This window comes from Nostoc sp. CENA543 (assembly GCF_002896875.1).
Classification (GTDB): Bacteria; Cyanobacteriota; Cyanobacteriia; order Cyanobacteriales; family Nostocaceae; genus Trichormus.
Map to the genome: position 1 here is coordinate 3875814 of NZ_CP023278.1, position 11687 is coordinate 3887500.

The window sequence follows — 11687 nt, forward strand, 5'->3', positions numbered from 1 at the left end:
CCCTTAATTTATTACAAAAAGTTAAGAATTATCAAGATAGAATAACTGCAAAAAAATAGGACAGGTAAGCCACCTGTCCCATTAATTAATCATGTCTTAACTTACCTGAATCCCACTGCTGCTTGCCATACAAACGCAAGTAACAAAAAGAAAACGGGAATAATAGGGAGAACGTCTACCAAAGGATCAAAAATTTGGTATGCTTCAGGCAATTTTGCTAATAATAATGCTGCTTCCATGTTTGTTTAAATCCACCTAATCCAACACAGCTTTCATAATTGAGATGTATCTTAACATGGTTTAGTCAATAGTTATTAGTCAATAGTCAATAGTCAATAGTTATTAGTCATTAGTTATTAGTCTGTACCTTGTCTCCAACATTCCCCAGTCCCCAGTCCCTAGTCCCCAGTCCCCAACTCCCCATTTTCTGAGGGATTTAGCCAATGTCCAAATTCTGCCATGAAGCGATCACCTAAGATTGCTTCTCTGATTTTTTGGGTAAACCGAATTAGTTCGGTGATGTTATGAATGCTCAATAAGGTGTAGGCTAAAATTTCTTGCGATCGCACTAAATGGGAAATGTAAGCTCGACTAAAATTTTGACAAGCATAACAAGGGCAAGTTTCATCTAATGGGGCGAAATCTTCACGGAACTTGGCATTTTTTAAGTTCCAACGTTCGCCTTTAACCATTGCTGTACCGTGTCTCGCCCAACGGGTAGGAATGACACAATCAAATAAGTCTATCCCAGAAGCGATCGCAATCACCATTTCGCGATATGTCCCCACACCCATTAAATAACGCGGTTTCTCTGGTGGTAATAATGGTGCGGTGGCTTGGACAATTTGCGCCATTAATTCTGGTGGTTCTCCCACACTCACGCCGCCAATAGCATAGCCAGGTAAATCAAATTCCTTTAAAGCATGAGCAGCTTTAGCACGTAAATCTAAATACACACCACCTTGGACAATGCCAAACAATGCTTGATCTTGACGCTGATGGGCTACAATACAGCGTTCTAACCATCGGTAAGTGCGTTCTGTTGACGCTTCTACTTCTTGACGCGTTGCTGGGTAGGGTGGACATTCATCAAACGCCATGATCACATCCGCGCCTAAAACATTCTGAATCTCTATGGAACGTTCTGGCGTGAGTTTAATAATTTGCCCGTCATGGGGAGAACGGAAAGTTACACCTTCTTCCGTAATTTTTCGCATTTCGCTGAGGCTGAAAACCTGAAACCCACCGGAATCAGTCAATATCGGCCCGTTCCAGCCCATAAACTTATGCAAACCACCTCCACCCGCCACAATTGCTTCCCCTGGTTGGAGATGGAGATGATAGGTGTTAGATAGAATCATCTGCGCCCCAGTCTCTTTTAACTGGGCTGGGGTGACAGTTTTAACATTAGCTAGTGTTCCCACGGGCATAAATCTGGGAGTTTCTACAATGCCGTGCGGTGTGGAGAATACACCGACTCTAGCTTTTGTCTGGCTACAACGAGCCAAAGTTTGATAAGAAAAGATGGCACTCAAGGTAAAATCAGGCGATCGCTAATGGGAAAATTCAGACTAGACAAGAAGGCTTTATTTTCTAGATATACCAGCAAATAAATCTTCATGTTTGCTTGTAGCTTTTTGTGTAATCTCAATGCTTTGTTAACATAACACGTTGCTGCTGTGTTCCACTAGCCTCAAGCCAAGACTAGGTAAAGAAACAACTCGATTTCCGTTTTCTCATATTTCTGGAATTGATGCTACTGTCAGTGAATTTAACTAGTAAATCAGTATGCCGACGCAATTAATTGGTTAGGGATGCCATTCTCAAGTCAGCTAATCAATTGCCTCTAATTACTTTTAAATGAACTCCAAAAGATTTTCTCATCAACATGAAAGCTGTCAATTCCTTATTTATTTCTGGCTTATTATCCATGCCCTTAGTTATGGGTACAGCAGTTGAAGCTAAAGCTGATTTGATTGTCTGTAGTTCCGCGTCTGACAAAGCTTATGTAGCTAAGGCTTGGTATTCAGAGGGTAGTTGGGTAGCTAGTGGCTGGACTCACGTAAATCCAGGCGAGTGTGAAACAGTTCTTATCGGTGATATGAGACGAGTTTCTACTTATATTTATGCAGCTGATAACGAATGGCGGCCGTGGGAGTTACAAAATAGAAGCACAGCTATATTTTGTCTGAAACAATCATCTTTTAAAATCGTTGATGCTGACGGCAGTTGTTCTTCTAGTATGCTTCCTAAAACCTTTTACAAAGTAGTTTCAGATAGGTATGATTACAGACTCAATCTGAGATAAATTTTGCGTAGTGGACTGTCTAGATTAAATACTATTGTGGTGCGGGCTAGAAACCCACACCACAAGAAATATACTTCTGCGCTATTTTAGTCTTGACACGCCCGTTGGGGTATGACATGACTAAACAAATTATGCTAAAAGACTGGTTTGCCTAATTCGATATGAAATAGTTGGAATAAGATTTGGGTAAGCTTGTAGCTAGAAGGTATCAGAACAGTCGTCATCAAATTCTGCGTCCCATCTAGCAGCTAGCACTTCATCCATCATGGCTTCAATCGCACTGACATTCCATTGTCTTTGTTTACGCTCCTGCAAAGGAGTTGATAAAGGGATCAACCGCAAACACATTCCTTCTTGCATTAAATCAAAGAAGGTCTCTTGTTGCGGGGATTGTTTCAGTTCTAAATAATCAAAACTCTCAACATTGAGATAAAGCGCACTATTCGCGACTAAGGTAGACCTTTGCGGGTTCGCAAATACTTCCATCACATCCCCTTCACCCTCGCTCAGTAACTTGTCTTCTTGGGTGTAGATGTAGTGGACTCGACCTAAATCAGCCAACAGTCGTTTCATGTCGAGTTTGTTCACAATAATGCCCGTGTTAACAATGCACGGAGCAGGTATCTTGGTGTCGGGTAGATGATGACTCATAGAAGAATTGAAAGCGAGCGTAAGTAAGTCCAACTCAGCCAGACAGTTGCTGTTATAGCTTGTTGACCCTCTACATAAAAATATCAACTTTTGAGAGCGATCGTCTAATTACCTAGAGTAAATTATTAATTTTCGCTTGGCTATCGAAAATAAATTTTATGGAAATTTACTGTGTGGCAATTTTAGCTAGTTGAATCTCTCTAGTATTTACATTACAGTGAGTACGTAAACAACTAGATTACAGAGTCCAGCATAGCAAAATTTGCTGATTGATTTCTTATATTAACCGCAATCTTAGCTAAATATTTAAAATCAACTAATGTTAACTGTGACGGAAAAATTAGTGTCAACTTTCCTGAAATTGTTTATTGGATTGAGTTTTGCCGATTATTAGCACATAATGTTTCTGGAAGCAAGTCTACTTTAATGGCGATCGCTGTGAGATAATCAAGACAGTGCGACAATTTTGGAAATGTCTGCATTAATTGGCTTGAGTATTGACAGATGTTTGTAGAGCAAAATTAAATCAAGCTGCTCAATAACAGTCACGCCAAATTTGATAAAACTCTTGATAATTCAAGTTTTCTGCACAATGCCAAATGAGTTTATAGGCATCACAATATAAGTGTAAATTTTTCTCTGGCGCAACAATAAAATATTCTTTTAAGGCTGTAATCACCTGGGGAAACTGTTCATAAACAATAGTTTCTTTAATGTTATCTGCTGCACGCTTGCGTAAAGACTGATTTTGAGTTGATTTTAGCACTGTTAATAAAGTCGTTAATGCGATGTCATTACCTGGATCAATTTGTGCCAACTTATAAGCTCTACGTCTTCGAGTATCTTCATCATCAACCAATGTAATGCCTCTAATTAATGACGCAATAGTTGTAGCAGAATTTGAGGATAATGCTGGAGTTTTGGCATCTTTTTTCTTTTCTGGTGGCGTTGTAGTTTCTCCACGACGCAACACAATTAAATTTTCTTTGGCTTGTCGTTGTTGTGATTTATCTGTGGCGGATGTAGCTATCGTTTCTAATGTAGAAATAGCGATGACATTACTACCATCTAATTTTCCTAGAGAATAAGCAGCCTTGCGACGCGTAGCTTCATTTTTACTAGATTCTATCACCTGCACTAAAGCCGCGATCGCAATAGCATTACCAGGATCTACTCTACCCAAACTATAGGCAGCTTGCCACCGGATAGATTCATGTCGAACGGTTTTGACTAAATTTTCTAAAGTAGCGATCGCAATTTGATTGCCAGGGTCAAAAGTTCTACCCAAACTATAGGCAGCATTCCAACTATCAAACTCATTTTCGCATGATTGAATAAATTGTTCTAGGGCTGCGATCGCTTTGACTCGATCAGTTTTAAGTAATGCTATGCGCGCGCCTTCCACAATTGGTAGCGGGTATCTGAACCACCTTTGTTTCCCAGGTTCAAAGTAACCAAAACGCCACTTAATTAATTGCTGAATAATACCATCAGTGTGTTGACAATCACTAAACTCAGCTACCCCTTGCGCTGCTAAAAAGTAGGCTTGATAACTATAAAATCCCCCACATTGATCATCAAAATTAATTAAAGCTTGGATAAATGCTGTTTTATCTGTTGGTGCTACGTCATTTCTCCCCAACCATAATAAAATTACTTCTCGCCATTGTGGTTCAAAAATCCGATAATTATCTACTGCTACACTTTCACAATTGGAATTGCAGAAAAAACTCCAATTAGTGACAGCTTGAGCAGCAAAATATTCTTGAAAAGTAGGATGGTAAAACGCATACACTCTTTCGCTAGAACTATCTGCGATTCCTACTTGATTGATCCACCCCAATTGCAATGCTAATTGAAATAATCCATCATCAGGATTACCCAATACCTGACAAACAAAACTATGTTGCAGACGAAATTTAGTCTTTTCTTGAGTGATTGCTAATAATGCTAACTTTCCTAATGCCTGATTTAACTGCTGTCTTTGGGTTAAAGTTGTAGGAAATCTGTCTTGCTTCCACTCATAAATTGCCTCAACAAATTGCTCATATAAAATAGCTTTTGTTATCGGGAGACTGCCTTTTCCTAATCCCCAAATCCGACATAATAATGCTAATCTTAAGGGATTCTTCACGGCATCCCTAATTCTTCTCCGTTCAGGTTGATCTAGCTCAAAACGCAGTTTTTCGCCTATAGTTACATCTGTGCGAAACCAGCGTTGAATAAATTGCCCCACTCGGTCTGGTGTCTGACTATCACCATAGGTAAAATGCAAATTACAATAGGTGTCAAAATTCTCTAAAACGTTTTTTCCCGCATCCCAGACATTTCGCCGACAAGTTAAAATTATTGTGGCATCTGCTACCCAACCTTTGAGATAACTGGCAATTTTTGCTAAAGCCAGAGTAGATGCGATCGCCATTTCATCTACTGCATCTAGTAATAGCCATACCTTACCTTGATTAAACTGTTGGCAAAATTCCTCCTCTACCTCTGGAGAGACACGTAACTTGCGGGTAGCAGCAGGTAGCCAAACTTGAATTAAATATTGCTCTAAACTTTTACCTTGTAAATCTGCTAAAGAAATCCAAATTGGTAAGTCAGTAGTATTATTTAATATCCAAGTAGCAATTTTTTGCAGTAAAGTAGTTTTGCCTGCCCCTGGTTCGCCGATAATAGCAATTCGTTTACTTTGTTTTGCTTGTATTATCTGCTGTATAAATTCATCATGGTCAAAAGTTTGAGTGACTTCCGTATCTTCTGGTTCATATAAACGAGAACCATTTTGAGGGTTAACATCATCACGATAACGCGATCGCTGTTTTTGTTCTACCAATCCCAAGGAAACGTAAACTTGATTTAAGGCAAAACTTAACCCATCAGCGATTGTTAGGGGATTAGTTGTCAGGCGTTGAATATTGTTGAGTTCTAAATCAGCACGACAAATGTGTTGCCAATCTATAAGTAAAGCAGCAGTCTGTTCCACAGTTGCTTGTGGTTTTGCTACTACTGGCTGTGATCTTTCAGAACGGCGACGTTCCCATTCTTGATCAAATTGTTGCAAGTTGCCTGCTATATCTTGGCGTTTATGCCACAAATTAAGAGTAAAGTGCCAAGTTTCTGAACCACTGCGAGAGGGACGATTATCCTCTAAAATTTCCAAAAAATCAGCAAACCGCTTGAGGGATTCCTTAATTTGTTCTGCATTGAGTTGAGTATCGCCAGCAATCAAAGTTGTTAGTGCTTGGAGAAACCTGACTTTGGTTCTGACAACCAGCCGATATTCATTTAGCCAGCGAGTTTGAATCTGCGGACGTAAAGCATCTAAAGCCGACTCATCACAGTCCATTGCATCATTAGCATAAGCCAACAGTAACCCTAATAAGTGCCGCGATCGCTTTTTTGCTTCTAGACCGTAACTCGCTCTTGCCATTGCTGTTGTCGCCAAAATCAACAAAGTTCGGGGATTCCCCTAAGTTTAGCAACTTCCCTCAGCTTGAATATATTGAGTTTACAAGTGTTTGCGGCGATGGATACCCTAATTCGCTTCGGGGAAGTACCTCCGCATATCCTCAATTCATAGACAAAGCAACTCCACCATACAAATAAAAATATCAATCCTAAATCACTATATGTTAAAACTAACTTACACAGAAAACAGCTTTCACCTAGAACATCTCAACGCATCTTTACCAGATTGGGTAAGCAAAAGAGTAACCTTAGCTCTGTGTTCTGCTACAAAACTTTATATTGAACCCACCACAGCTACATTTCTGATTGCCAACGACTCATCTCTCATTGCCGACTTAGCACGGCTATCTCAAGAAAATATCTTAGAAATTTACCCTTGTGATGCCTCCTTTGCCGAAATTATTCTTAAAGGCACTTGGCTAACATCCAATTTAGAAAGCGCAACAGGAATTTTTGTGACCAACTTAAGTCAATCTGCTGAACTATTGTTAGAATCTCTCTCCCAAACCCAGCCACAATTAACAACACTCTGCGCCCCTCTGCGTTGACTTAGCGTCACTCTGCGTTGAAAAAACTTACATAAAGCTTGCTGTTCGCGGGACTATGGTACAACTTCCGAACCCAGTCTTTACCACTGTTATAGCTAGTTGTGCCGCCTTTCCCCGAACCGCACCCCTTCAAAATATTGACCAAATTTTCAGTCTTGCTGTTTGCGGGACTTTAGTATGACTTCCGTTCCAACCGGTTAAGTTGTCTGACCTAGTTGTACTGTTTTCTCCCCAAACAGCATCCTCATCAATTTTTATTATTATGACTACTAACCGTTCCGACCAAGTTGCACAAGAAGATTTGGTCATGTTTATCAATGCTTGCCTTGCTTGCACAGGACAACGTGAATTTTATGATGATGCTTACGGTCAAAGAGTATCAATTGATTTTTTACATGACTATATTCTCGGTAATTACCGCTTACTATATGCCCGTTCCTTAGCCGCAGGTATCAATCATTTCAATCAAGCCCAAATCATCCTGAAACTACTGGCAACAGGGAAAGACACACTTCCCCAACATCGAGAAGAGGAAGGCGCTCTGATTGCCCATACACTCAATACCCTACCACCCCAGAGAGCTTGGGGAGTTTTGCAGCAACTACGCCAAAGAAAAATTAATAATCGTCGTAGTAGAGCGATCGCACGAGATTATTTAAGTATGCGACGTGATATTAGTTTTGATGCGGTGAAATATCGTGCTAAAGTACGAGCGATCGCCACCCACGCCCACTTAAAATTACAAGGGGAATTAGGTAATTTCTTATTTCACAACTGGCAAAAACAAGTTTACACCACTGAGTTATTTGAGAACTTTCGCCAAGCACATTACAGCGCAGAAGCCGTTTATAAATTACCTTTCACTGTCGCCGAAGGTTTAGCAACAAAACATAAAATTCCCCGTGATGTTTTTTTATCCCACATTCAAGAACAAATGACCTTGGGTGAAAAGTTGCGTTTTCAAGGTGCAGCAGAACGGAGTGAGAAAGTAGATATAGATATAGATTTAGGTCGTCTTCCCCTCACCAAACTAGCGTTATATATCCTTTCCTTACCTTGGAAAACACGAAAACAGCAGCAAACAATTTTAACCCAAGCTCTAGAGCGATCGGCACAATTAACACTCAAAAAAGCTCCTCTAAAACTAGGAAAAGTTGCCGCAGTCCTAGATTGCAGCTACTCCAGTTCCGGTTCTAGTGAAAAACGTCGCCGTCCCTTGGGTGTCGCCTTAGCTGCACACTACTTCCTCAAAGCAGCCTCACAAGAATATCGCTCCTTCTGGACAGTACCCACACCAGAACCATTACTAGTACGTCCCTATGGACAAACTGATTTAGCTACACCATTACTAAACGCCTTAGCATCCGATGCAGACTTAGTAGTGATTATCTCTGACGGTTGTGAAAATGACCCACCCAATGGTGCGGCACAAGTGCTGCAAATTTATCGCACCAAATTAGACCCCCAAAAACGAACTTCTATCATTCACTGCAACCCCGTATTTAATGCTGAAGACTTTTCATTACAAAATCTCAGCCCCAGCATCCCCACTGTCGGCCTCAGAGATGCAGAAGATTTACCCACCATGCTGGGCTTTGCCCGATTTGCTGATGGTTCTGCACCTTTATCAGAACTAGAAGACTATTTAGCCTCCAGAGTGCAACAGATGTTAAGCAATTCCATCAGGGTCTAGATATGGCACAAAAGAAAAGATTATTAGCAGATATATCCCTAAAAGGATTAGACATTGCCCCTTCACAAGTAAGAGGTGCAGTCCGCATTGTGCCACTTATCCGGCGGAACATACGCGGTGATTTGCGCTTAAACCGTCGTTCCTATGAAGAAGATATAACAATCGTCAATTTAGAAGGGAAATTTACAGACCCAAGCACAAAATATTTTTCCTATGTTCCCCACGGCTTAGTTATGTCGTGGACTGATGATGGTAGTCCCGTCGTCAGCTTTGGTGGACAAATACTCAAACCCGACGGACAACGTCAAGAATATGGTTGTGCCAGCGTGCGTTTAATGCACCGCATGGCTAAACGAGAATCAGCTAATCAACTCAGATTTTTACCTCTTCACCTAGCGATGGAAGGTTTTCTCTCGCTGTTTTTCTCAGGACCGACAATTGCTTGGCGCGAATATTCTAAATATGCTCTCTCTCATGGCTTGGGTTCGCGCTACGAAACTGCTGTGAGTGGACGTTACATTGCAGGTTTGGAAGATGCTTTACGTGTGTTTGAAATTCACGAACAACAAGTTGGGGTGTTAGTTTTTGTTGCCGAATCATTAGCATCAGCTTTTGTAGTTCCCACCCCAGAAGACTACCGTGCCTTGCATACCAGCCTTTTAGAAGACTTTTATGGAGAATTGATTTACCAGTACAGCTTGCTGTATGACACAACTTGGCCAATGGAAACCACTGTAGATGAGTCCAATATTAATAGTTTGGCAGATTTGAGAGGAGCGATCGCCAAAATGCGACAAGACTGGGCATCTTTTCAAGGCTTTATGGCAGAGGGTTTACTACAACGCCAGTTAAATTCTCAGATAGTTTATACTGCCGGTTCTTTTTTACTGCAAAGGTTCATCACCGACTTACAACCCAAACACGAAAACTATATCGGCGAAGCCATCATCCACGAATCAGGAGAACTAGAATATCTCAAAACTTACCGCCTATCAGAAGCACAAACTCGCCGAGCCTACTTACTGAGCAAATTAGCCGAACACAACTGGAATCTGGAAGCCACAGCCAAAGCACTCTCACACACTAGCGAGGAATTCATTGCTCGAATAGAATCTGCGGGTTTTGGGTACCTACTCAATCAAGCGGTGCGTGAAGCTGCACTCAAAAAAACTAAAAAATCCCGGAGATAACCAGCTGAGGTCGGTAGATTATGAGGAAATAGAAAAAAGCTAAAGGCTGGAATCCTTATTTAGTAAGGATATTGAGGGGGGAGAGAAAAAAAGAGACGAAAAAGTTTGGAAAAGGTGTTGACACACCAAGTCGGATTAGCTATATTGAGTAAGTGCCTGAGGGACGAGCGCGACGAAGCGCAGTCCGGGCGACCGAACCTTGAAAAAATTATAGTTTGAAAGCCAGAAAAAAAACAACTAGCCTGCGTCAAGAAAAATACACACCAGGCTGAGGTGTAAAAAGAGCAGCCAAAGAAAGAGCTAAACAAACAATCTAACAAAACGGAGAGTTTGATCCTGGCTCAGGATGAACGCTGGCGGTATGCTTAACACATGCAAGTCGAACGGAATCTTAGGATTCAGTGGCGGACGGGTGAGTAACGCGTGAGAATCTAGCTCTAGGTCGGGGACAACCACTGGAAACGGTGGCTAATACCGGATGTGCCGAAAGGTAAAAGGCTTGCTGCCTAGAGATGAGCTCGCGTCTGATTAGCTAGTTGGTAGAGTAAGAGCCTACCAAGGCGACGATCAGTAGCTGGTCTGAGAGGATGATCAGCCACACTGGGACTGAGACACGGCCCAGACTCCTACGGGAGGCAGCAGTGGGGAATTTTCCGCAATGGGCGAAAGCCTGACGGAGCAATACCGCGTGAGGGAGGAAGGCTCTTGGGTTGTAAACCTCTTTTCTCAAGGAATAATTCTGAAGGTACTTGAGGAATAAGCATCGGCTAACTCCGTGCCAGCAGCCGCGGTAATACGGAGGATGCAAGCGTTATCCGGAATGATTGGGCGTAAAGGGTCCGCAGGTGGCATTGAAAGTCTGCTGTTAAAGAGTGAGGCTTAACCTCATAAAAGCAGTGGAAACTACAAAGCTAGAGTGCGTTCGGGGTAGCAGGAATTCCTGGTGTAGCGGTGAAATGCGTAGAGATCAGGAAGAACACCGGTGGCGAAAGCGTGCTACTAGGCCGTAACTGACACTGAGGGACGAAAGCTAGGGGAGCGAATGGGATTAGATACCCCAGTAGTCCTAGCCGTAAACGATGGATACTAGGCGTGGCTTGTATCGACCCGAGCCGTGCCGGAGCTAACGCGTTAAGTATCCCGCCTGGGGAGTACGCACGCAAGTGTGAAACTCAAAGGAATTGACGGGGGCCCGCACAAGCGGTGGAGTATGTGGTTTAATTCGATGCAACGCGAAGAACCTTACCAAGACTTGACATGTCGCGAATTTCCCTGAAAGGGGGAAGTGCCTTAGGGAGCGCGAACACAGGTGGTGCATGGCTGTCGTCAGCTCGTGTCGTGAGATGTTGGGTTAAGTCCCGCAACGAGCGCAACCCTCGTCTTTAGTTGCCAGCATTAAGTTGGGAACTCTAGAGAGACTGCCGGTGACAAACCGGAGGAAGGTGGGGATGACGTCAAGTCAGCATGCCCCTTACGTCTTGGGCTACACACGTACTACAATGCTACGGACAAAGGGCAGCTACACAGCGATGTGATGCAAATCTCAGAAACCGTAGCTCAGTTCAGATCGAAGGCTGCAACTCGCCTTCGTGAAGGAGGAATCGCTAGTAATTGCAGGTCAGCATACTGCAGTGAATTCGTTCCCGGGCCTTGTACACACCGCCCGTCACACCATGGAAGCTGGTCACGCCCGAAGTCATTACCTCAACCTTTCGAGGAGGGGGATGCCTAAGGTAGGACTGGTGACTGGGGTGAAGTCGTAACAAGGTAGCCGTACCGGAAGGTGTGGCTGGATCACCTCCTTTTAGGGAGACCTACCCAAATCA

General features: G+C 42.5%; 8 protein-coding genes and 1 rRNA gene. 5 read left to right on the forward strand and 4 right to left on the reverse strand.

Features of this window, described 5'->3' with window-relative positions:
- Nucleotides 1–101: 101 nt before the first annotated feature.
- Together CLI64_RS15995 and tgt are read right to left on the reverse strand one after the other, a co-directional pair.
- Complete coding sequence (locus CLI64_RS15995; protein ID WP_010995059.1) at nucleotides 102–239, reverse strand: photosystem II reaction center protein K; 138 nt, start codon at nucleotides 237–239, stop codon at nucleotides 102–104.
- A 159-nt stretch (nucleotides 240–398) separates the two neighbouring features.
- On the reverse strand, nucleotides 399–1535 hold the full coding sequence (tgt, locus tag CLI64_RS16000; RefSeq protein WP_103138138.1) for a tRNA guanosine(34) transglycosylase Tgt: 1137 nt from the start codon (nucleotides 1533–1535) through the stop codon (nucleotides 399–401).
- Between the two features lie 353 nt (nucleotides 1536–1888).
- Here tgt and CLI64_RS16005 point away from each other — a divergent pair, with 353 nt between their 5' ends.
- Nucleotides 1889–2308: a DUF1036 domain-containing protein gene (locus CLI64_RS16005; protein WP_103138139.1), complete on the forward strand. Its 420-nt coding sequence runs from the start codon at nucleotides 1889–1891 to the stop codon at nucleotides 2306–2308.
- A 198-nt stretch (nucleotides 2309–2506) separates the two neighbouring features.
- Here CLI64_RS16005 and CLI64_RS16010 read toward each other — a convergent pair whose 3' ends face one another.
- Nucleotides 2507–2959, reverse strand: coding sequence for a hypothetical protein (locus CLI64_RS16010; protein WP_103138140.1), 453 nt, complete (start codon nucleotides 2957–2959; stop codon nucleotides 2507–2509).
- 535 nt (nucleotides 2960–3494) lie between these two features.
- Nucleotides 3495–6392 carry an NACHT domain-containing NTPase gene (locus tag CLI64_RS16015; protein ID WP_103138141.1) on the reverse strand — a complete coding sequence of 966 codons (2898 nt, stop codon included), beginning with the start codon at nucleotides 6390–6392 and terminating at the stop codon, nucleotides 3495–3497.
- A 199-nt stretch (nucleotides 6393–6591) separates the two neighbouring features.
- On the opposite strand from CLI64_RS16015, the gene CLI64_RS16020 reads away from it, so the two are divergent.
- From CLI64_RS16020 to CLI64_RS16035, 4 genes are all read left to right on the forward strand, one after another.
- On the forward strand, nucleotides 6592–6978 hold the full coding sequence (locus CLI64_RS16020; protein WP_103138142.1) for an alr0857 family protein: 387 nt from the start codon (nucleotides 6592–6594) through the stop codon (nucleotides 6976–6978).
- Nucleotides 6979–7240: 262 nt separating this feature from the next.
- Nucleotides 7241–8671, forward strand: coding sequence for a hypothetical protein (locus CLI64_RS16025; protein ID WP_103138143.1), 1431 nt, complete (start codon nucleotides 7241–7243; stop codon nucleotides 8669–8671).
- Nucleotides 8672–8673: 2 nt separating this feature from the next.
- The gene (locus CLI64_RS16030; protein ID WP_103138144.1) at nucleotides 8674–9861 is read left to right on the forward strand and encodes a hypothetical protein; all 1188 of its coding nucleotides are present in this window, start codon (nucleotides 8674–8676) and stop codon (nucleotides 9859–9861) included.
- Nucleotides 9862–10179: 318 nt separating this feature from the next.
- Nucleotides 10180–11666: ribosomal RNA gene (locus CLI64_RS16035) — 16S ribosomal RNA — on the forward strand.
- The last annotated feature ends 21 nt before the right edge of the window (nucleotides 11667–11687 follow it).